This window comes from Spiroplasma endosymbiont of Eupeodes luniger (assembly GCF_964019525.1).
Classification (GTDB): Bacteria; Bacillota_I; Bacilli_A; order Mycoplasmatales; family Nriv7; genus Nriv7.
Map to the genome: position 1 here is coordinate 1,050,542 of NZ_OZ026453.1, position 20,874 is coordinate 1,071,415.

At 25.1% G+C, this 20,874-nt stretch carries 37 protein-coding genes; 4 read left to right on the top strand and 33 right to left on the bottom strand.

The genetic code is table 4. The features are described 5' to 3' along the window. Positions 1-46 precede the first annotated feature (46 nt). Both AACK86_RS08100 and AACK86_RS08105 read left to right on the top strand, forming a co-directional pair. Positions 47-499, top strand: coding sequence for a transposase family protein (locus tag AACK86_RS08100; protein WP_422398241.1), 453 nt, complete (start codon positions 47-49; stop codon positions 497-499). Further along, positions 484-876 carry a transposase family protein gene (locus AACK86_RS08105; protein ID WP_422398306.1) on the top strand — a complete coding sequence of 131 codons (393 nt, stop codon included), beginning with the start codon at positions 484-486 and terminating at the stop codon, positions 874-876. The genes AACK86_RS08100 and AACK86_RS08105 overlap by 16 nt, the downstream gene beginning before the upstream one ends. Before the next feature lie 450 nt (positions 877-1,326). Here AACK86_RS08105 and AACK86_RS06135 read toward each other — a convergent pair whose 3' ends face one another. The 12 genes from AACK86_RS06135 to AACK86_RS08115 form a co-directional block, all read right to left on the bottom strand. Beyond that, on the bottom strand, positions 1,327-1,488 hold the full coding sequence (locus AACK86_RS06135; RefSeq protein ID WP_338981885.1) for a hypothetical protein: 162 nt from the start codon (positions 1,486-1,488) through the stop codon (positions 1,327-1,329). A 62-nt stretch (positions 1,489-1,550) separates the two neighbouring features. Beyond that, a complete protein-coding gene (locus AACK86_RS06140) occupies positions 1,551-2,027 on the bottom strand; it encodes a hypothetical protein (protein ID WP_338981886.1) in 477 nt (158 codons plus the stop codon). 60 nt (positions 2,028-2,087) lie between these two features. Beyond that, positions 2,088-2,366 (bottom strand): hypothetical protein, encoded by a 279-nt coding sequence (locus AACK86_RS06145; RefSeq protein ID WP_338981887.1) that lies wholly within the window; start codon positions 2,364-2,366, stop codon positions 2,088-2,090. A gap of 1 nt (position 2,367) precedes the next feature. Continuing rightward, the gene (locus tag AACK86_RS06150; RefSeq protein ID WP_338981888.1) at positions 2,368-2,538 is read right to left on the bottom strand and encodes a hypothetical protein; all 171 of its coding nucleotides are present in this window, start codon (positions 2,536-2,538) and stop codon (positions 2,368-2,370) included. 4 nt (positions 2,539-2,542) lie between these two features. Then, positions 2,543-2,944, bottom strand: coding sequence for a hypothetical protein (locus AACK86_RS06155; RefSeq protein ID WP_338981889.1), 402 nt, complete (start codon positions 2,942-2,944; stop codon positions 2,543-2,545). A 149-nt stretch (positions 2,945-3,093) separates the two neighbouring features. Further along, on the bottom strand, positions 3,094-3,948 hold the full coding sequence (locus tag AACK86_RS06160; protein WP_338981891.1) for a hypothetical protein: 855 nt from the start codon (positions 3,946-3,948) through the stop codon (positions 3,094-3,096). 36 nt (positions 3,949-3,984) lie between these two features. After that, on the bottom strand, positions 3,985-4,230 hold the full coding sequence (locus AACK86_RS06165) for a hypothetical protein (RefSeq protein ID WP_338981892.1): 246 nt from the start codon (positions 4,228-4,230) through the stop codon (positions 3,985-3,987). A 9-nt stretch (positions 4,231-4,239) separates the two neighbouring features. Further along, the gene (locus AACK86_RS06170; RefSeq protein WP_338981893.1) at positions 4,240-4,566 is read right to left on the bottom strand and encodes a hypothetical protein; all 327 of its coding nucleotides are present in this window, start codon (positions 4,564-4,566) and stop codon (positions 4,240-4,242) included. A gap of 12 nt (positions 4,567-4,578) precedes the next feature. Beyond that, the gene (locus AACK86_RS06175; RefSeq protein WP_338981894.1) at positions 4,579-5,568 is read right to left on the bottom strand and encodes a hypothetical protein; all 990 of its coding nucleotides are present in this window, start codon (positions 5,566-5,568) and stop codon (positions 4,579-4,581) included. 31 nt (positions 5,569-5,599) lie between these two features. After that, positions 5,600-5,842, bottom strand: a complete 243-nt coding sequence (locus tag AACK86_RS06180) for a hypothetical protein (RefSeq protein WP_338981895.1) — start codon at positions 5,840-5,842, stop codon at positions 5,600-5,602. Between the two features lie 348 nt (positions 5,843-6,190). After that, positions 6,191-6,583 carry a transposase family protein gene (locus AACK86_RS08110; protein ID WP_338982644.1) on the bottom strand — a complete coding sequence of 131 codons (393 nt, stop codon included), beginning with the start codon at positions 6,581-6,583 and terminating at the stop codon, positions 6,191-6,193. After that, positions 6,568-7,020, bottom strand: coding sequence for a helix-turn-helix domain-containing protein (locus AACK86_RS08115; RefSeq protein ID WP_422398242.1), 453 nt, complete (start codon positions 7,018-7,020; stop codon positions 6,568-6,570). The genes AACK86_RS08110 and AACK86_RS08115 overlap by 16 nt, the downstream gene beginning before the upstream one ends. A 134-nt stretch (positions 7,021-7,154) precedes the next feature. Here AACK86_RS08115 and AACK86_RS06190 point away from each other — a divergent pair, with 134 nt between their 5' ends. After that, complete coding sequence (locus tag AACK86_RS06190; protein ID WP_422398388.1) at positions 7,155-7,394, top strand: transposase family protein; 240 nt, start codon at positions 7,155-7,157, stop codon at positions 7,392-7,394. 153 nt (positions 7,395-7,547) lie between these two features. On the opposite strand, the gene AACK86_RS06195 is transcribed toward AACK86_RS06190, so the two are convergent. From AACK86_RS06195 to AACK86_RS08125, 12 genes are all read right to left on the bottom strand, one after another. Continuing rightward, entirely contained in the window at positions 7,548-8,813 is a 1,266-nt protein-coding gene (locus AACK86_RS06195) for a hypothetical protein (RefSeq protein ID WP_338981898.1), read from the bottom strand. Positions 8,814-9,084: 271 nt separating this feature from the next. Next, on the bottom strand, positions 9,085-9,477 hold the full coding sequence (locus tag AACK86_RS06200; protein ID WP_338981899.1) for a hypothetical protein: 393 nt from the start codon (positions 9,475-9,477) through the stop codon (positions 9,085-9,087). A 22-nt stretch (positions 9,478-9,499) separates the two neighbouring features. Beyond that, positions 9,500-9,748, bottom strand: coding sequence for a hypothetical protein (locus AACK86_RS06205; protein WP_338981900.1), 249 nt, complete (start codon positions 9,746-9,748; stop codon positions 9,500-9,502). Positions 9,749-9,750: 2 nt separating this feature from the next. Beyond that, positions 9,751-10,035, bottom strand: coding sequence for a hypothetical protein (locus AACK86_RS06210; protein ID WP_338981901.1), 285 nt, complete (start codon positions 10,033-10,035; stop codon positions 9,751-9,753). Between the two features lie 3 nt (positions 10,036-10,038). Then, the gene (locus AACK86_RS06215) at positions 10,039-11,025 is read right to left on the bottom strand and encodes a hypothetical protein (protein WP_338981902.1); all 987 of its coding nucleotides are present in this window, start codon (positions 11,023-11,025) and stop codon (positions 10,039-10,041) included. Between the two features lie 24 nt (positions 11,026-11,049). Beyond that, positions 11,050-11,295 (bottom strand): hypothetical protein, encoded by a 246-nt coding sequence (locus AACK86_RS06220; RefSeq protein ID WP_338981903.1) that lies wholly within the window; start codon positions 11,293-11,295, stop codon positions 11,050-11,052. Between the two features lie 165 nt (positions 11,296-11,460). After that, positions 11,461-11,691: a hypothetical protein gene (locus AACK86_RS06225; protein WP_338981904.1), complete on the bottom strand. Its 231-nt coding sequence runs from the start codon at positions 11,689-11,691 to the stop codon at positions 11,461-11,463. Between the two features lie 3 nt (positions 11,692-11,694). Next, the gene (locus AACK86_RS06230) at positions 11,695-11,856 is read right to left on the bottom strand and encodes a hypothetical protein (RefSeq protein ID WP_338981905.1); all 162 of its coding nucleotides are present in this window, start codon (positions 11,854-11,856) and stop codon (positions 11,695-11,697) included. Next, positions 11,856-12,077 carry a hypothetical protein gene (locus AACK86_RS06235; RefSeq protein WP_338981906.1) on the bottom strand — a complete coding sequence of 74 codons (222 nt, stop codon included), beginning with the start codon at positions 12,075-12,077 and terminating at the stop codon, positions 11,856-11,858. Before AACK86_RS06235 ends, AACK86_RS06230 begins: the two co-directional genes overlap by 1 nt. Positions 12,078-12,079: 2 nt before the next feature. After that, the gene (locus AACK86_RS06240; RefSeq protein WP_338981773.1) at positions 12,080-12,406 is read right to left on the bottom strand and encodes a hypothetical protein; all 327 of its coding nucleotides are present in this window, start codon (positions 12,404-12,406) and stop codon (positions 12,080-12,082) included. Between the two features lie 644 nt (positions 12,407-13,050). Then, positions 13,051-13,443 (bottom strand): transposase family protein, encoded by a 393-nt coding sequence (locus tag AACK86_RS08120; RefSeq protein ID WP_422398306.1) that lies wholly within the window; start codon positions 13,441-13,443, stop codon positions 13,051-13,053. Continuing rightward, positions 13,428-13,880 (bottom strand): transposase family protein, encoded by a 453-nt coding sequence (locus AACK86_RS08125; protein ID WP_422398243.1) that lies wholly within the window; start codon positions 13,878-13,880, stop codon positions 13,428-13,430. Before AACK86_RS08125 ends, AACK86_RS08120 begins: the two co-directional genes overlap by 16 nt. 110 nt (positions 13,881-13,990) lie before the next feature. Here AACK86_RS08125 and AACK86_RS06250 point away from each other — a divergent pair, with 110 nt between their 5' ends. Continuing rightward, complete coding sequence (locus AACK86_RS06250; RefSeq protein ID WP_338981908.1) at positions 13,991-14,719, top strand: hypothetical protein; 729 nt, start codon at positions 13,991-13,993, stop codon at positions 14,717-14,719. A gap of 266 nt (positions 14,720-14,985) precedes the next feature. On the opposite strand, the gene AACK86_RS08130 is transcribed toward AACK86_RS06250, so the two are convergent. From AACK86_RS08130 to AACK86_RS06285, 9 genes are all read right to left on the bottom strand, one after another. After that, positions 14,986-15,378, bottom strand: coding sequence for a transposase family protein (locus tag AACK86_RS08130; RefSeq protein ID WP_422398306.1), 393 nt, complete (start codon positions 15,376-15,378; stop codon positions 14,986-14,988). Further along, complete coding sequence (locus AACK86_RS08135) at positions 15,363-15,734, bottom strand: helix-turn-helix domain-containing protein (protein WP_422398244.1); 372 nt, start codon at positions 15,732-15,734, stop codon at positions 15,363-15,365. The genes AACK86_RS08130 and AACK86_RS08135 overlap by 16 nt, the downstream gene beginning before the upstream one ends. Before the next feature lie 243 nt (positions 15,735-15,977). Continuing rightward, a complete protein-coding gene (locus tag AACK86_RS08140) occupies positions 15,978-16,286 on the bottom strand; it encodes a transposase family protein (RefSeq protein WP_422398305.1) in 309 nt (102 codons plus the stop codon). Positions 16,287-16,354: 68 nt separating this feature from the next. Next, the gene (locus AACK86_RS08145) at positions 16,355-16,807 is read right to left on the bottom strand and encodes a transposase family protein (protein ID WP_338982632.1); all 453 of its coding nucleotides are present in this window, start codon (positions 16,805-16,807) and stop codon (positions 16,355-16,357) included. A 141-nt stretch (positions 16,808-16,948) separates the two neighbouring features. After that, complete coding sequence (locus AACK86_RS06265) at positions 16,949-17,947, bottom strand: DDE-type integrase/transposase/recombinase (RefSeq protein ID WP_338981909.1); 999 nt, start codon at positions 17,945-17,947, stop codon at positions 16,949-16,951. Between the two features lie 71 nt (positions 17,948-18,018). Next, a complete protein-coding gene (locus tag AACK86_RS06270; protein ID WP_338981910.1) occupies positions 18,019-18,480 on the bottom strand; it encodes a hypothetical protein in 462 nt (153 codons plus the stop codon). A 58-nt stretch (positions 18,481-18,538) separates the two neighbouring features. Beyond that, positions 18,539-18,730, bottom strand: a complete 192-nt coding sequence (locus tag AACK86_RS06275; RefSeq protein WP_338981911.1) for a hypothetical protein — start codon at positions 18,728-18,730, stop codon at positions 18,539-18,541. Continuing rightward, entirely contained in the window at positions 18,724-19,905 is a 1,182-nt protein-coding gene (locus tag AACK86_RS06280) for a hypothetical protein (RefSeq protein WP_338981912.1), read from the bottom strand. Before AACK86_RS06280 ends, AACK86_RS06275 begins: the two co-directional genes overlap by 7 nt. After that, a complete protein-coding gene (locus AACK86_RS06285; protein WP_338981913.1) occupies positions 19,874-20,872 on the bottom strand; it encodes a DDE-type integrase/transposase/recombinase in 999 nt (332 codons plus the stop codon). Before AACK86_RS06285 ends, AACK86_RS06280 begins: the two co-directional genes overlap by 32 nt. Positions 20,873-20,874 lie beyond the last annotated feature (2 nt).

Consider the following 20,874-nt stretch of genomic DNA (forward strand, 5'->3'; position numbering starts at 1 on the left):
TTATTAAAATATTCTTATAAAATATAATTTATGAGGATATCAAAATATGAACAATAATAAATTTAATACTCTTAATGATAAAGAATGGTTAAGATTAACAGGAATAAAAAAATCCACTTTTAATAAAATGTTAGATATTTTACAAGTAGCTGAAATAGAAAAATTTAAAAAAGGTGGTAAAACTAATAAATTATCACTAGAAAATAGATTATTGATGACTTTATCATATTGACGAGAATATCAGACTTATTTTCATCTTGGTAAAAATTTCGGAATTAGTGAAGCTAATTGTTATCGCAATATCAAGTGAATTGAAGATATTTTAATTAAAAACTCTGATTTTCAACAACTTGCTGGTAAAAAAGCACTAATAAATGATTATTTTAATGATAAAACTATTATTATTGATGCTACCGAAACTCCAATCCAACGCCCAAAAAAAGACAAAAACAATCTTATTATGGTAAAAAGAAAAAACACACCATTAAAACACAAGTAATTATCGAACAAGAAACCAGAAAAATTATTGCAACAAGTTTTTCACTTGGGAAAAAACATGATTATGCTTTATTTAAAGAATCAAAAATCCCAATTTTAAAAAATACCAAATTAATAGTTGATAGTGGTTATCAAGGAATACAAAAAATTCACAATAATGTTCTAATACCTACAAAGAAAACAAAGAAAAACCATTTAAATAAAGCACAAAAACAACATAATAGACTAGTTTCAAAAATGAGAATTATTATTGAAAATATTTTTGCTATTCTTAAAAAATTTAAAATTATGACAGAAAAATATCGTAATCGTAGAAAAAGATTTGGTTTAAGATTTAATTTAATTGCCTCAATTTATAATTTGCAATTATTAATTTAACATAAAAGATTTATTTAAAATTAAAGAATTTAAATAATAAATTCATTTTTTGTTGTGGCAAAATATTAATTTTTTAGATAAAAGATATAATTAATTAAAATTATATTTTTCTATTACTGTCTTTTTACAAATATTTGTAATTTTTTTAATAGGTTATGCAAGAAGTCTATTGAAAATATTTTTGCTATTCTTAAAAAATTTAAAATTATGACAGAAAAATATCGTAATCGTAGAAAAAGATTTGGTTTAAGATTTAATTTAATTGCCTCAATTTATAATTTGCAATTATTAATTTAACATAAAAGATTTATTTAAAATTAAAGAATTTAAATAATAAATTCGTTTTTTGTTGTGGCAAAATATTAATTTTTTAGATAAAAGACATAATTAATTAAAATTATATTTTTCTATTACTGTCTTTTTACAAATATTTGTAATTTTTTTAATAGGTTATGCAAGAAGTCTAATATAGAAATAAGTACATAAATTTAAATAGGCAGTAGTGCGTTTTTTAGTTTTATAGTAATAAGGATTACGGCAATTAGCACTTAGCCAACTTTGGATTTTTGCTTTTAAATCTGCTAAATCAACTTGGGAAATAATATATTTCATTTTTTAAACTCCTTAAATTAAGAAAACCGTATTTTTTGTAATACGATTTTCAAGAATATTTATTAAATTTTTAATTGATTAGATAATGGTTGTTTATTATCTTTTTCTGGCAAAGGGGAAGAAGTAAACATTAATTCTAATCAATCATATTGTCAATCAGCTCCAATGCCGGTCTCGCTTGTCCCGGTATTATAGCTATGAATTTTACCTTTAATATTAATTGCGTTAATCTTACCCGGTTTTGTTAAATCATAAACATTAGTTAACAAATCACTAATAGTTTTTTTCGTAAATCTAAAAGATGGATATCAAGTAATACTATAAATCATATTCTCTGGCAAGTTTACTAATTCGGCCTTATTAAAATTTGAAAATCCGACAAGATATCTTTTGGAACTACTATTTTCTCAATTAATAGTTGCTTTAGATAAAGAAAATTCATAAATTCTACTTTTGACAAACCGAAAATCATTACTTTTACAAGCCGAGGCAAACATCACACTTGCTAAACTTGACACTAATAAACTCTTTTTTCACATAACAAAAAACCTCCTTTCTTTAAGAAGAAATTATACATTTAATAGAGTATTCTACCAAATTTAAGAAAACTTTTTAATTATTATTAGTAAAATTGCTAGAGGCACTATAAACTCAAACAACATCTGAAATGCCGGGATAACTTCAAACACCGGAAAGGCAGTTTTGGTAAAATTAATCGTTGTTTTAGCAATGTCAGCAATAGGGCGAATTAAAAGATTAATCCCAGAAAGACTAAGTAATCAATTCAACACACTAACAGAAGCGTGTTGAATACCACAAGATATTGCACTAAATAAACCTCAATAAGAACAGTTGGGCGTAGGAATTAAGTCATTCATATTAACACTTACTTATTCCGCCACCAATAAAAGCTGTTGAATTCAAAATGTTAAAATCGTATAAAGAATAATGATATTCAGTACTTTCATTTTTCTTTTTATATAGTGGAAAAGTCAGTGTAAAAATATTAATTCCATACATGACATCAACTTTTGCATTGTAAAAATGCAATTTATTACTGGTGGCATTTCATAATTGGTTTATCATATGCTTTTAAAACATTAAAATCTATTTGATAAGAACTTTTACGAGTATTAAAACCATTGGCAATTTGTTTATCTTTAACAAAGAAATAAGAACGAAAAATCATATTCTTACTATTTTCCGTTGTTGAACCAAAGTTAATTAAATACTGTTTGGGATAAAAAGTAATTAAGGAGCGATAGAAAAACCCCATTTGTAAAACATTTTTAGGAATTTGTTGCATCCCTTTGTAATCTAATTCTACATAAGTAGAAGCATCCATATCAAAACTGGCATAAAAGAATTGTACAAAAAACTCACCTAAAACTTTATAAAGTTTATTAAATAACCCATTAATAAAATCAATGGTTAAATCTTTTTGGTAATAAAGCATAAAATCTTTAAAATCAGTTTTTAATTTGTCATCATAGCGTAAAAAATGGAAAGTATTACCATAATAATTAACTTGTCCAAAAAAGGTATTAATAAAATCTATTCCAAAACTTGTTCGTGACCCAAATTTTAAAATTGATTTACCATTCTCTAAAAACTCAATATCACCCCACCCATAAGGTCAAAACCATTAGTTTTTATAGTAATAACATCACCAAAACTAGAAAAGGAAAGTTCTGTAAAAATAATAGCTTGTGCTATATAATCATCATACAAAGTCTTTCGACTTAAATTAAATTTACTATTTTGTTTAAAACCATTTAATTTAATTGAAATTTCGCTCATATATTTAAAATTATCGTCAAAGAAATTAAAAATTGGGACTCAATATAAATAGCTATAATTAAATTTATCAAAATCTCGACGTTGTATCATTAAATAATCAAGTTTATCTTGAAACTGATTATACTGATATTCACCATCATTTTTAGTTATTGCAGTCGGTAATGGTTGCTCGTTATCTTTTTCTGGCAAAGGGGAAGAAATAAACATTAATTCTAATCAATCATATTGTCAATCAGCTCCAATGCCGGTCTCACTTGTCCCGGTATTATAGCTATGAATTTTACCTTTAATATTAATTGCGTCAATCTTACCCGGTTTTGTTAAATCATAAACATTAGTTAACAAATCACTAATAGTTTTTTTCGTAAACCTAAAAGATGGATATCAAGTAATACTATAAATCATATTCTCTGGCAAGTTTACTAATTCGGCCTTATTAAAATTTGAAAATCCGACAAGATATCTTTTGGAACTACTATCTTGTCAATTAATAGTTGCTTTAGATAAAGAAAATTCATAAATTTCACCGTTACTAGGATTAGTAGCTCGTTTTTCTCGTTTCATAAAGGATTGTTCCATATTAGGTTTTGGTGGTTGTTTTATATCAAAGAAAACACCTAGAGGGACTAAACCAATAAAAGCAATAACTAACCACGACATAAATTTATACATATCTATTTATCCTTTCTTCTGTATTTAACTTCTTAAAATAAAGTATATTGTTGATAAAATGCAAATAGTCCCTAAGATTTGGAAAATTGGATGTTGAGAAAACAACCTTATCATTGGTTTAAAGAGTTCTAAAATTTTAATATTACTTGATAGAACTTTATTAAAATATTCTAAACCCTCACGCACATAAGCTCATAAACCTAAAAAGTCGTTTAAAGCAAAAATAGAAAAAACAGCGATAAGAATAAATAAAATTATTAATTTAAACATTTTAAAAACCTACCTTTTTACTCGCTGTCCGTGTTGGTTAACTCGCGGTCTGTTTTTAGCACTATTACCACTAAATTTCTTAATTGGGCCACTAGATGATTTTTTCTTAGTTCCTCAATTAGCAACTGATTTTTGGTATTTTTTACGAAAACCAACTTTTGGTCGTTCAATATGAATACCTAAAATGCCACCAATTACAAGATTTATCACAAGCATAATTAGTGGAAAAATAATAATGCGAATATCTGTTCCGGGAATGGTTAAAGTTCAAATTAAATCAAAAACTTTATAAAACATATCGCCAATCAAACTAGCCATTTTTTCTAAGTTTTCCATTTTTAAACTCCTTTACTTATTTTTCTTATTTAGATTATTTTTTAACTTAGTAAGTATTTTACTGAATTTTTCCATTTTTAAATATTCTAACGCTTCAATATCCATTGCATTATCATTTCAAAATTTATGCTGATAATTATCATTCAAAGCACGATTACTTAATTCACGCAAGAATGATAAATATTTATTATCATAAAGGTTTAAAATTGACATCGGAATTTTCAATTTAAAGAAATAAATGTCTAATTCTGGAATGCTACGATACTTGATTTTGCGACCCTTTTTATCATTTTTTGCATTAATTAGAGTTAATCGTCATTGTTCGTATTCGCTTACCGATTTAAAAGTGCCGTAAATAACTTGTAAATAGGGTCGAAAAATACTAACTGGTTTTTTTCTAATACCAACAATTATTGAATTCGCAATATCACGAACTTTAACTCATATATGTTCAGCTCGTTGTCCGCTTGCTAATACGATATGGGTAAATTGGCGAGCCGAAGCGAAATATTCTTGTAAACCTTGGGTTACTCTATCATTTTCTTTATAATCAGTTCCTTCTAAAAATAAGTTAGTTTCATCTCATAACAGTAAATGTTTTTCATCTAAAATTGGATAATTATAATCTAATAAAGACATATGACCTAATGAAAGCATTTGTTTATTGGTAATTGGAAAAGTAGAAATCGTTTTTCAACCACTTAATAAGTAAGAAGCTAAAACCATTAAAGCGGTTTTTCCAGTCCCTAAAGCACCAATTACTAAATTTAAGGGTGAATTTAATAAGAAATTAATAAAACTACGACGAGCAAAGAAATGAGAAATTTTAGTATATAAAACATACAAAGCAATTAATAAATAAATAATATCAAATAACATTCGTCAACTTTGGGGATTATAATAATGGAAAATCGCACCATAAAATCACGCAATAATAAATAAAGTGCGATTTAAAGCAACAAAATCATATAATCTTAAATTTATTTTCTTAAACAATGGCATCACTTAAATCACACTTTCTTTATTTTTATTACTATCTGCCGGGCATTAATTTTTCAAACATTTTGAAAGCGATTAAAAATAAACCAATAATCACCCCAAGCAAGAAAACTCAATATGTAGCAAAGAAATTAACAACATTTGGCATATTACCACCAATAATATCAGTTCAAATATTACCAAACGCTTTAATTAATGCTTTTCATAAGTTAGTAACCGCTTGTTCACCAGTAATTGCTACCGGTGTTATTGCTCCATCAAGAAAAATTCTAATCATATAATCACCCCCTTTCTAAACAAAATATGATTTAACCTTATAAAATAAAATAACCATAAATAAGACAATGAATACTAATACCATTCAAAAGGCAATATTCGCTATTAAAAGTCAAAGTAGTTCTTGGGTTAAATCAATTTCTTTTCCAGAAACTCACGCCGGAATAATTTTAATTTGAATAGACTTCTTGCATAACCTATTAAAAAAATTACAAATATTTGTAAAAAGACAGTAATAGAAAAATATAATTTTAATTAATTATGTCTTTTATCTAAAAAATTAATATTTTGCCACAACAAAAAATGAATTTATTATTTAAATTCTTTAATTTTAAATAAATCTTTTATGTTAAATTAATAATTGCAAATTATAAATTGAGGCAATTAAATTAAATCTTAAACCAAATCTTTTTCTACGATTACGATATTTTTCTGTCATAATTTTAAATTTTTTAAGAATAGCAAAAATATTTTCAATAATAATTCTCATTTTTGAAACTAGTCTATTATGTTGTTTTTGTGCTTTATTTAAATGGTTTTTCTTTGTTTTCTTTGTAGGTATTAGAACATTATTGTGAATTTTTTGTATTCCTTGATAACCACTATCAACTATTAATTTGGTATTTTTTAAAATTGAGATTTTTGATTCTTTAAATAAAGCATAATCATGTTTTTTCCCAAGTGAAAAACTTGTTGCAATAATTTTTCTGGTTTCTTGTTCGATAATTACTTGTGTTTTAATGGTGTGTTTTTTCTTTTTACCAGAATAAGATTGTTTTTGTCTTTTTTTGGGCGTTGGATTGGAGTTTCGGTAGCATCAATAATAATAGTTTTATCATTAAAATAATCATTTATTAGTGCTTTTTTACCAGCAAGTTGTTGAAAATCAGAGTTTTTAATTAAAATATCTTCAATTCACTTGATATTCCGATAACAATTAGCTTCACTAATTCCGAAATTTTTACCAAGATGAAAATAAGTCTGATATTCTCGTCAATATGATAAAGTCATCAATAATCTATTTTCTAGTGATAATTTATTAGTTTTACCACCTTTTTTAAATTTTTCTATTTCAGCTACTTGTAAAATATCTAACATTTTATTAAAAGTGGATTTTTTTATTCTTGTTAATCTTAACCATTCTTTATCATTAAGAGTATTAAATTTATTATTGTTCATATTTTGATATCCTCATAAATTATATTTTATAAGAATATTTTAATAAAAAAGGTATCGCAAGAAGTCTATTTAAAGAATCAAAAATCTCAATTTTAAAAAATACCAAATTAATAGTTGATAGTGGTTATCAAGGAATACAAAAAATTCACAATAATGTTCTAATACCTACAAAGAAAACAAAGAAAAACCATTTAAATAAAGCACAAAAACAACATAATAGACTAGTTTCAAAAATGAGAATTATTATTGAAAATATTTTTGCTATTCTTAAAAAATTTAAAATTATGACAGAAAAATATCGTAATCGTAGAAAAAGATTTGGTTTAAGATTTAATTTAATTGCCTCAATTTATAATTTGCAATTATTAATTTAACATAAAAGATTTATTTAAAATTAAAGAATTTAAATAATAAATTCATTTTTTGTTGTGGCAAAATATTAATTTTTTAGATAAAAGACATAATTAATTAAAATTATATTTTTCTATTACTGTCTTTTTACAAATATTTGTAATTTTTTTAATAGGTTATGCAAGAAGTCTAATATTTACTAAGTATTTTTTGGGATAAAAGGTAATTAACGAGCGATAAAAGAAACCAATTTGAATAAAGTAATCTTTGTTATAGTTGTCTACTCCTTTAAAAACAATTTCAGTGTAAGTTTTTTCATCCATATCGAAAGTGGCATAAAATAAACTAGCAAAGAAGTTACCAAGGATTTCATAGATTTCGTCAAAAATATTTTTGTAATCGCTGTTGTTAATACTAGGAATGTTGTTTTTAAAATAAATGTAAATGTCATTCCGCAAGTCAGGGTCGTATCTCAAAAAACTAAATCTAACATTGAGGTAATTTAAGGTACCAAAAAGATACTTAATTAAGTAATAATCGTTAGCGCTCGCAGGGTCATATTTTCAGATTTTCTTTTCACCATGTAATAATTGTAAATAGTTATTACCTGCAATTAAAGTTTTGTTAAATGCCTTAATTTTCAAAACATTCTCATTTACTACATTTTTATCACTAGAGGTCTTATGATAAAAATAGCTTTCATCTTTAAAGCCGTGATTTTTAATCATAAATTCTTTATAGTAACCTTTTTCTAAGGTGTCAATGAAATTAAATACCGGCGTTCAATAGAGGTAGGAGTAATTAAATTTATCAAAATCACCACGGTGAATCATTAAATAGTCAAGATTATCAATAACATCGTTATAGTTATGGTTACCGTCAAATTTGGTGTTTGTTGTTGGCAATTCAATATCAGTACTATCTTTTTCAATTTCAATTTCAAAATTATTTGTTTTGTTTAATCTATAATTGTTAGTATCATCATGTTCAAAAGTTAATAATTCTGTTCCTTGTGCTTTAATTCTAATTGTTTTATTGGGTATATTAATCATTCAGGTATAAAAATTTAAACCCGAAGTATCTATTTTTGTTCCATAAGTATTTGTTATTTTTTGAAAGTCTTTTTGTTTAATTATATTATTTACAAGCTCTGCATTAAACTCTAAACTAAAAGTTTTTACATTTTTTAAATTTGGTAATTGTTTATCTATATTTGCATTTATATTTTCTTCTGTTCTTATCTCAACTTTTAAAAGGTCATGGTCTTGCCTTTCTGTTAAAAATCTTACTTTTTCTAAGTTTCTAATTTCAAAATCATAAACTTTATTACCTTGTCTTTTATTTCTAATTAATGATTGTGTTGTTATTTCGTCATTGTTAATGTTTTGGGGAATAGTAAAAATGTTATTGAAACTAATAATTAACACGGTAAATATTTTCATAAACATTTTTATCATTCCTTTTTAAAATATTTTATTTTTCATTATTATTTTATTTTTAATCTTTTTTAATATAAAACGAATTAAGCAGTTTACTATTTCTGATATGGTTACTAATACTAATGAATAACCTATAATCATTAACTTACCAATTGCTCCAAAATTTTTAATAAATTGTTGCAAATTTTCAATATCTGTATGTAATAATAAAACTATACTTAAAGATATGAATATAATGTAATTAAGTATTATTCATCAATATCTTTTTAAAAAATTAATTAACTTGTTTATTTTCATTTTTTAAGGCTCTTTTTGCTTTAACTTTCTGAATAATCAAGCGGATTAATTTTTCAAATTTAATTGCAAAATATATTGCTCCGCCTCATCAGAAAATAAATATTCCTGCGAGCATAATGCCACTATTAAATTTGCCAAAGAATTTAACCATCTCTTCATTCATAAATTTATTAAATTCTTCACTTGTTCCGGTTATTCATTTAGTATTGATTGCTGTTAATGCACAAATTAATAAGCTTATAAAAATGAAAATGATACTTAATGCTATCTTTAACCACTGTTTTTTAAAAGAATTTTTAATTCTTAATTTTAACGGCAATTTTTCTTTTGAATTATCTTTTTTAAATAATTTTCTTAAAAGTTTTTTCATTTTAATTCTCCTTTCATATTTTTTACCGTCCTTTAATCACAATAAATAAAGCAATAAGTACACAAGTAACACCAAGAATGGTAAAGATTGGATGTTGAGAAAATGTCCGAGCCATTGGTTTAAATAGTTCTAAAATTTTTAAATTGCTAGTAATAAATTTTTGGAAATTGGCAAGGCCTTCGCTAATATAGTTAGTTAAAGTTTCAAAATGGCTACCAGCTAAAAGTCCAAGAACAGTTATTAAGATAAAAATAATAATTAGTTTAAACATTGTTAGTTACCTTGTTTTGTTTTTATTGGTTTTATTTGTTTTTTGACTTTTCCTCATGCACTTAAACGACCACTATTTTTAACCGCATATTGGCGTTGTTTTTCTAAATTAACTTGTTGACTACCAAATCCAAGAATAATTGCCATAAGAAATTCTACAGCCAGCGTTAAGAATAAAGGAAATATCAGTTGAATATTCGTTCCCGGAACTTCTAAACTTCAAATTAAGTCAAAAACTTTATAAAGCATTTGAGCGAGAAAGTCAGCCATTTTTGCAAGATTTGCCATTTTTTATTGTTCCTTTTCTTTCATTTTTCTTAAAAATTTGCTAAATTTATCCATTTTTAAGTATTCTAAGTCTTCTAAATCAATTGCGGTGTCATTATAGTATTTGTCTTTATAGTCAGGATTTACTTTTGAATTTAAGTAATCTCTTAAAAATGCTAAGTAAAAAGAATTGTAAGTGTTAAGTATTGGTAGAGGAATTTTTAGTTTAAAAAAATAAATATCAAGTTCAGGAATATCACGATATTTAATACGACGACCCTTTTTACTATTTTTAGCATCAATTAAGGTGTTTCGTCAGCGTTCATATTCTTCAATGCTCGTAAAGGTACCATAGATGACTTTTAAGTAGGGGCGAAAAATATTAACGGGCTTTTTACGAATGCCCACAATCACATTATTGGCAATATCACGAACTTTAACTCAAATATGTTTATCTCTTTGACCGCTAGCGAGCACAATATGACCAAAATGGCGTGCTAAGGCAAAATATTCTTGGATACCGGTTTCTTCGTTTTTGGCATTATTTTTTTCTCAATCGGTTCCTTCTAAAAATAAATTGGTTTCATCTCATAAAAGTAAGGTTTTGTCTGGCAATACCGGATAATCAAAGTCTAATAATCCCATATGCCCTAAACTTAATTTTTGGGTTTCTAGCAATGGAAAGGTTGAGGCGATGTGATATTTCTTCTTTTTTAGTAATTTTGATGCATATACTAGAAAAGCAGTTTTTCCAGTTCCTAATGAACCAATAACAATATTTAATGGTGAGTTTTTTAAGAAGTTAATAACTTTGTTAATTTGTGTTAAATTACTGATTTTAAAAAGAAAAATTAAAATACAACCCGCTAAAAATAAATAGCTCACAATGTTTTTAAAATAACCGTTGTAAATATATCAAATTGCTCCCCAATGTCATAAAATTAAAAATGAGGTGCGATTTAATTCAATAAAATGGTTATTTTTTTCTATTATTCATTTGCAAAATTTCATCTTTCACCTCACTTTATTTTTTTATTAGCGGACTGCTCCAAGTAATTTTTCAAACATTTTAAAGCAAATAAAGAATATTGCCAAAATAAATGGAAAAATGAATATTCAGTAGTCAGCAAAGAAGTTACCGACTTGTGGCATATTAACAGCAATAATTTCTCACATTTTAGTAAACGCCGTTATAATTGCATTTCACAATTTAGTCATTGCGTCACTAGCTGTTATTTTTTCTACTGTTACTGGTGTATCGGCCAAGAAAGTTCCAAACATATAATCACCCCCTTTCTTTTTAAAGCATTCATCATTTATATTCAAAGTTTTTCTTAAATTTGTTAAAACCACGGTTAACCTTAACACGACTGTATTTTTTCCTAATTAATTTTGAATTTCTTTGGAAATGCATCACAATATAACTTCTTGACATTAATTTTGTCTCTATCTAAATACTGATATGGTTTTTCAAAATAACATTAGAATAAATCACACTATAATCGCTGTTAGTAATCAAAAGGCAATGTTTACTATTAAAAGTCAAAGTGTTTCTTGGGTTAAATCAATTTCTTTACCACCACTAATATGAGCCGGAATAGTTGTAATTTGAATAAATAAATCTCAGAAAGTTTGTTTAATTTGTTCTCAATTAAATTCTTTTAAATTTACTGTCATTTTTTATCTCCCAAAAATCATTTTTATTGGTAAATACATAATTGAAATTAATGTGAAAAGAAAAGTAATGATAATAATTAATCCGGCAATAAACGCCACTTGTGCAGGCATTTTTTCTATCGGAACAAACAGTTTTAAGAATTCCATAATAATTTCTCAAAACATTATTTTTTGTTCTCATTATTTTCTTTTGAATTAGGAGCTTTAACTCATTCTTCAAAGCGAGCAATAAATACTTTTTCGTCTTTTGTAAAATTACCAGTATTATTTTTAATGGCATTTTTGTATTTAATTCGCGTTTTTATTTTTGCATAAATTTTATAAGCAAAATATGCCCGTAACATTATGCAAATGATTATAAATATTAGTCCAATTGTAGTATTCATTTTTAAACTCCTTTAAAATAGTTATAATTTGTATCTTTTTTGTTGTTTTCTTTTTCGGTAATGAAGAAACTTAATAATTCTTGTCCTTTAATTAACTTGGTTTCTTGCTCAGATTGATTAATTGAAATTACTTGGTATTCATTATTCTTGATTATTCCGATGCAAATGGAATTTTCATATTTTCCTTTATAAACAAATCGCTTTGGAAATCAAATACCGATTTGTTTATTAAATCAGGGAATTTTTGGTGCTTTGATTAAAATGGCGTTTTGAGTTTCTTTTAAGAGATATTTTTTAGTATTTAAGAAAATGTTTTCAATGTTTTTCATAGTAAATTACCTTTCTATAAAATAAGTTATTTAACTAAGTTTTTTAAACATTTATATATCGCAGATTTGAATGTTTAACAAGTTTTGTTAGTAAACTTCGTTTACTAATTAACTTAGTTTGATTTTATGGGTGCAAAAAAATATAAGACATAATTAAAAATAATAAGTGTTAATTTAACCTTATATTTCTTGCAATAAATAAATGAGCTCATATTTATTTATTGATTTTGTGTAAAACTAACATAAGTGTGTGCTTTACACAGTTTCTACAAAAATATGTAATATACCATAGACTTATGACAAGAACAAGAGGATTTTTAAAAAAGGGGTGGATTTAATTTTTTATTTAAAATTTTTATAAATAACGACAAATTCTAAGGAAGTTTTTAAAAATAGTTTATAATTAAATTCCAAGACAAAAAGATTATAGATTGTTTTTTGGTAGAGAGGCTGTTGATTATTGAATAAATTTTATTAGACTTCTTGCATAACCTATTAAAAAAATTACAAATATTTGTAAAAAGACAGTAATAGAAAAATATAATTTTAATTAATTATGTCTTTTATCTAAAAAATTAATATTTTGCCACAACAAAAAATGAATTTATTATTTAAATTCTTTAATTTTAAATAAATCTTTTATGTTAAATTAATAATTGCAAATTATAAATTGAGGCAATTAAATTAAATCTTAAACCAAATCTTTTTCTACGATTACGATATTTTTCTGTCATAATTTTAAATTTTTTAAGAATAGCAAAAATATTTTCAATAATAATTCTCATTTTTGAAACTAGTCTATTATGTTGTTTTTGTGCTTTATTTAAATGGTTTTTCTTTGTTTTCTTTGTAGGTATTAGAACATTATTGTGAATTTTTTGTATTCCTTGATAACCACTATCAACTATTAATTTGGTATTTTTTAAAATTGGGATTTTTGATTCTTTAAATAAAGCATAATCATGTTTTTTCCCAAGTGAAAAACTTGTTGCAATAATTTTTCTGGTTTCTTGTTCAATAATTACTTGTGTTTTAATGGTGTGTTTTTTCTTTTTACCAGAATAAGATTGTTTTTGTCTTTTTTTGGGCGTTGGATTGGAGTTTCGGTAGCATCAATAATAATAGTTTTATCATTAAAATAATCATTTATTAGTGCTTTTTTACCAGCAAGTTGTTGAAAATCAGAGTTTTTAATTAAAATATCTTCAATTCACTTGATATTCCGATAACAATTAGCTTCACTAATTCCGAAATTTTTACCAAGATGAAAATAAGTCTGATATTCTCGTCAATATGATAAAGTCATCAATAATCTATTTTCTAGTGATAATTTATTAGTTTTACCACCTTTTTTAAATTTTTCTATTTCAGCTACTTGTAAAATATCTAACATTTTATTAAAAGTGGATTTTTTTATTCCTGTTAATCTTAACCATTCTTTATCATTAAGAGTATTAAATTTATTATTTTTCATATTTTGATATCCTCATAAATTATATTTTATAAGAATATTTTAATAAAAAAGGTATCGCAAGAAGTCTATTATTAATTACTAAAAAATTTATGAAAAGGAAATTAATTAGTATGAAACAATTACTATCAATTTTAGGAACAATAACAATAGCAGGAAGCGGAATGGCGGGACTTCTTGGCAATGCCCCAGCAAAAAATAATATTATTTATCAACAAACAAGTAATTTAAAAAAATTTAGCAGAGTAAAAAGACAATATCAAACAGATATTTCTACTTATGTTACACAAACTGATTTGGGAACAATCCGTCCAGGAAGCAGTTCTGGGGGGAGAATATCTGATTTGAGGATTTTAAATGCATTTGTAAGAGCAAATCCAAATTTACCAAACGAATTAAGAGCTACAGCCGGAAGAAACAGAATAATATATGTTTCAGTAAATTATGGGGATAGAGCTATTATTGATGTTCACTCAGGAACTTCATATACGGGTAGTGTTCAAGTAACTTTTAATGGTGGACAAACACCAACACAAGATAATTATTCATTTGGTCTGCCTTCAAATTGAGGTAGTAGATTAAGTTTATCTACTTTACCGAATTTAAATAGAAATTTAGGTAATATTCTCGGTACAAGTGAAGAACGCATTATTCAAACATTTATGTTTAATAATCAACATTTGCCAAATGAACTGATAAATATTTTAAGAGTTCGAGATATAACAAATAGTAGTGCAAGACTTTATGTTCCAGCAGGAAATAACCGATATGAAGGCGATTTAGTTGTTTTCTTTAGTGGAAGAAGTAACACTACTTATTTGTGACCGGGTGAATATAGTTAACTATTAAAATTACTTTGTTAAAAGTTCTCGTAATTTTTGAAAAGGAGTTTTAGTGTTTAATGATGAATGATGGCGTTCAAAGTTATAAAAGTAATAATAGACTTCTTGCATAACCTATTAAAAAAATTACAAATATTTGTAAAAAGACAGTAATAGAAAAATATAATTTTAATTAATTATGTCTTTTATCTAAAAAATTAATATTTTGCCACAACAAAAAATGAATTTATTATTTAAATTCTTTAATTTTAAATAAATCTTTTATGTTAAATTAATAATTGCAAATTATAAATTGAGGCAATTAAATTAAATCTTAAACCAAATCTTTTTCTACGATTACGATATTTTTCTGTCATAATTTTAAATTTTTTAAGAATAGCAAAAATATTTTCAATAATAATTCTCATTTTTGAAACTAGTCTATTATGTTGTTTTTGTGCTTTATTTAAATGGTTTTTCTTTGTTTTCTTTGTAGGTATTAGAACATTATTGTGAATTTTTTGTATTCCTTGATAACCACTATCAACTATTAATTTGGTATTTTTTAAAATTGGGATTTTTGATTCTTTAAATAAAGCATAATCATGTTTTTTCCCAAGTGAAAAACTTGTTGCAATAATTTTTCTGGTTTCTTGTTCGATAATTACTTGTGTTTTAATGGTGTGTTTTTTCTTTTTACCAGAATAAGATTGTTTTTGTCTTTTTTTGGGCGTTGGATTGGAGTTTCGGTAGCATCAATAATAATAGTTTTATCATTAAAATAATCATTTATTAGTGCTTTTTTACCAGCAAGTTGTTGAAAATCAGAGTTTTTAATTAAAATATCTTCAATTCACTTGATATTCCGATAACAATTAGCTTCACTAATTCCGAAATTTTTACCAAGATGAAAATAAGTCTGATATTCTCGTCAATATGATAAAGTCATCAATAATCTATTTTCTAGTGATAATTTATTAGTTTTACCACCTTTTTTAAATTTTTCTATTTCAGCTACTTGTAAAATATCTAACATTTTATTAAAAGTGGATTTTTTTATTCCTGTTAATCTTAACCATTCTTTATCATTAAGAGTATTAAATTTATTATTAGACTTCTTGCATAACCTATTAAAAAAATTACAAATATTTGTAAAAAGACAGTAATAGAAAAATATAATTTTAATTAATTATGTCTTTTATCTAAAAAATTAATATTTTGTCACAACAAAAAACGAATTTATTATTTAAATTCTTTAATTTTAAATAAATCTTTTATGTTAAATTAATAATTGCAAATTATAAATTGAGGCAATTAAATTAAATCTTAAACCAAATCTTTTTCTACGATTACGATATTTTTCTGTCATAATTTTAAATTTTTTAAGAATAGCAAAAATATTTTCAATAATAATTCTCATTTTTGAAACTAGTCTATTATGTTGTTTTTGTGCTTTATTTAAATGGTTTTTCTTTGTTTTCTTTGTAGGTATTAGAACATTATTGTGAATTTTTTGTATTCCTTGATAACCACTATCAACTATTAATTTGGTATTTTTTAAAATTGGGATTTTTGATTCTTTAAATAAAGCATAATCATGTTTTTTCCCAAGTTAAAAACTTGTTGCAATAATTTTTCTGGTTTCTTGTTCGATAATTACTTGTGTTTTAATGGTGTGTTTTTTCTTTTTACCAGAATAAGATTGTTTTTGTCTTTTTTTGGGCGTTGGATTGGAGTTTCGGTAGCATCAATAATAATAGTTTTATCATTAAAATAATCATTTATTAGTGCTTTTTTACCAGCAAGTTGTTGAAAATCAGAGTTTTTAATTAAAATATCTTCAATTCACTTGATATTGCGATAACAATTAGCTTCACTAATTCCGAAATTTTTACCAAGATGAAAATAAGTCTGATATTCTCGTCAATATGATAAAGTCATCAATAATCTATTTTCTAGTGATAATTTATTAGTTTTACCACCTTTTTTAAATTTTTCTATTTCAGCTACTTGTAAAATATCTAACATTTTATTAAAAGTGGATTTTTTTATTCCTGTTAATCTTAACCATTCTTTATCATTAAGAGTATTAAATTTATTATTGTTCATATTTTGATATCCTCATAAATTATATTTTATAAGAATATTTTAATAAAAAAGGTATCGCAAGAAGTCTATTGTTAATATTTTGATATCCTCATAAATTATATTTTATAAGAATATTTTAATAAAAAAGGTATCGCAAGAAGTCTAATATTTATTTAAATAATGTTGAAGTTCATTTTGATTTAATTTTTTGTCCTTAGCATAAAATAATTTAGTATAATGTTGATGAAATCGCTCAATTTTACCGTTACTTTGTGGTGAACGAATTGGCGTAGTTTCGTGAACGATTCCGTTCTTCGAAAGAAAGGTTGTAAAAGGCCTTTCTTTTACTTTGTATGCTTTTTTATTACTTCAGTTAGTAGTAGTAAATTCCGGAGCATTATCAGTACGAAGGCGTTTAATGGTTATGCCAAGTTCACTAAAATCTTTCATTGCTCTTTGAATGGCATTAATCGCGTTATTAGTTCCTAAACTATCATAAACATAGCCAAATACTATTCGCGTCATTTCGTCAATGAAATCATAAATGTAATATTTTTTATCAACCGGAAAATTTGATGGGGTAATGATTTTTGCATCCATTTGCAAAAGACCAATCTCGGAGACTTCATAACGCTTAAAATGGCGTTTTGTTTGTTTTATTTGTTGTTTTAATTCTTTTCAACGAGGGTCGGATTTAATTCAACGATAAAAAGTTTTGATATTTTTCTGAACTTCTGAATTTTTGACATCGTGAAAACCGATTTTTAAATTGTTAAATAAAGACCACATTCCGCCGGCTTGAAGATTTTTGTAATCAAAATATAAATCACATACTTTTTCGCGAGAATTTAAACTATATTGATAATTAAGATTTTGTGGTTTTGTAGTTTTAAACAATAACAAATCTAAATTGTCAGAATAATAAGCGGTCATAATTTTTTCTGCCCAACGATAAAAGGTTTTCGTTGCATTTTTAAAATATTTTTTAATAAGTTTTGTTAAAATTGTCTCTTCAATATAAAAATAAGTACATAAATTTAAATAGGCAGTGATGCGTTTTTTAGTTTTATAGTAATAAGGATTACGGCAATTAGCACTTAATCAACTTTGGATTTTTGCTTTTAAATCAGCTAAATCAGCTTGGGAAATAATATACTTCATTTTTTTAAACTCCTTAAATTAAGAAAATCGCATTATAAAAAATACGATTTTCAAAAATATTTATTAAATTACTAATTTTTTTTATTAGGTATTTCACCTGAGAATGAAGTGATATGAAACATTTTTGTGTTAAGACCTTGTGGAACTTTCTTAATAAGAAATATTTTAAAATTAATTAAATTATCAATAAAATAAAATTCTCTAAAAGGCTTGGACTTATAAGAACCATTAAAACGATAAAAGTTATTAATTTGATTATAACCAGCACTGTCTTTATCAACAAATAATTGAAGGGCTGGTCTTTGAACAAAATCGCCATTACCTATTTGAATATCAAAATCACTAGAAAGCTTTAAATCAGTAGCATCAATTTCTAAATGATATGAACCCTGGCCGTAATCACTAATTACTCAAGCACTTTTATCAATTTTAAAAAATTGTAATTTATATGTTTTTAAATCATTACTATTTTTACTACATCCAAAAATAAACATTACACATATTAAATTTAAAGCTGATAAAAATTTTTTCATAAAGAAAAGTCCTCCTTTCAAAAAAGAAACTATATTATATAATAATATTTGGAACTATTTAAGAAAATTTTTTTAATATCATTAATAAGATTGCTAACGGCACTACAAATTCAAATAACATCTGAAATGCTGGAATAACTTCAAACACCGGAAATGCTGTTTTCGTAAAATTAATTGTCGTTTTGGCAATGTCGGCAATAGGGCGAATTAAAAGATTAATCCCCGAAAGACCAAGTAATCAATTTAACACGCTAACAGAGAAGCATGCTGAATACCACAAGATATAGCACTAAATAAACCTCAATAAGAACAGTTGGGCATAGGAATTAAGTCATCCATATTACTACTTATTCCACCACCAACAAAAACCGTTGAATTCAAAATGTTAAAATCGTATAAAGAATAATGGTATTCAGTACTTTGATTTTGCTTTTTATATAGTGGAAATGTTAGTGTGAAAATATTAATTACATACATCACATCAACTTTGGCATTGTAAAAATGCAGTTTATTATTAGTAGCATTCCATAATTGGTTATCATAGGATTTTAAAACATTAAAATCTATTTGATAAGAACTTTTACCAGAACTAAAACCATTGGCAATTTGTTTATCTTTAACAAAAAAATAAGAACGAAAAGTCATATTCTTACTATTTTCAATTGTTGAATCAAAGTTAATTAAATATTGTTTGGGATAAAAAGTAATTAAGGAACGGTAGAAAAAACCCATTTGTAAAACATTTTTAGGAATTTGTTGCATCCCTTTGTAATCTAATTCTACATAAGTAGAAACATCCATATCAAAACTTGCATAAAAGAACTGGACAAAAAACTCACCTAAAACTTTATAAATTTTATTAAATAAACCATTAATAAAATCAATAGATAAATCTTTTTGATAATAAAGTATAAAATCTTTAAAATCATCCTTTAATTTATCATCATAGCGTAAAAAATGGAAGGTATTACCATAATAATTAACTTGTCCAAAAAAGGTATTAATAAAATCTTCTCCAAAACTTGTTCGTGAACCAAATTTTAAAATTGATTTACCATTCTCTAAAAACTCGATATCACCCATAAGGTCAATACCATTAGTTTTTATAGTAATAACATCGCCAAAACTAGAAAAGGAAAGTTCTGTAAAAATAATAGCTTGTGCTATATAATCATCATACAAAGTCTTTCGACTTAAATTAAATTTACTATTTTGCTTAAAACCATTTAATTTAATTGAAATTTCACTCATATATTTAAAATTATCGTCAAAGAAATTAAAAATGGGTACTCAATATAAATAGTTATAATTAAATTTATCAAAATCTCGGCGTTGTATCATTAAATAATCTAATTTATCTTGAAACTGAGTATATTGACATTCGCCATTATTTTTAGTTATTTGCGTAGGCAATGATTGGTTCATTCTGATTTAATTTTTTATCCTTAGCATAAAATAATTTGGTATAGTGTTGATGAAAGCGTTCAATTTTTCCGTTACTCTGCGGAGAACGGATTGGTGTAGTTTCGTGAACAATTCCGCTCCTCGAAAGAAAGGTTGTAAAAGGACTTTCTTTTACTTTGTATGCTTTTTTATTGCTTCAATTAGTAGTAGTAAATTCAGGAGCATTATCAGTACGAAGGCGTTTAATAGTTATGCCAAGTTCACGAAAATCTTTCATTGCTCTTTGAATGGCATTAATCGCGTTATTAGTTCCTAAACTATCATAAACATAGCCAAATACTATTCGCGTCATTTCGTCAATGAAATCATAAATATAATATTTTTTATCCACCGGAAAATTTAATGGGGTAATAATTTTAGCATCCATTTGTAAAAGACCAATCTCAGAAACTTCATAACGCTTAAAATGGCGTTTAGTTTGTTTGATTTGTTGTTTTAATTCTTTTCAACGAGGGTCAGATTTAATTCAGCGATAAAAGGTTTTGATATTTTTTGGAATTTTTGAATTTTCAACATCGTGAAAACCAATTTTTAAATTGTTAAATAAAGATCACATTCCACCGGCTTTGATATTTTTGTAATTAAAATATAAATCACATACTTTTTTGCGAGAATTTAAACTATATTGATAATTAAGATTTTGTGGTTTTGTAGTTTTAAACAATAACAAATCTAAATTATCAGAATAATAAGCGGTCATAATTTTTTGTGCCCAACGATAAAAAGTTTTTGTTGCATTCTTAAAATATTTTTTAATAAGTTTTGTTAAAGTAGTTTCTTTCATATAAAAATAAGTGCATAAATTTAAATAGGCAGTAATGCGTTTTTTAGTTTTATAGTAATAAGGATTACGGCAATTAGCACTTAGTCAACTTTGGATTTTTGCTTTTAAATCCGCTAAATCAGCTTGGGAAATAATATATTTCATTT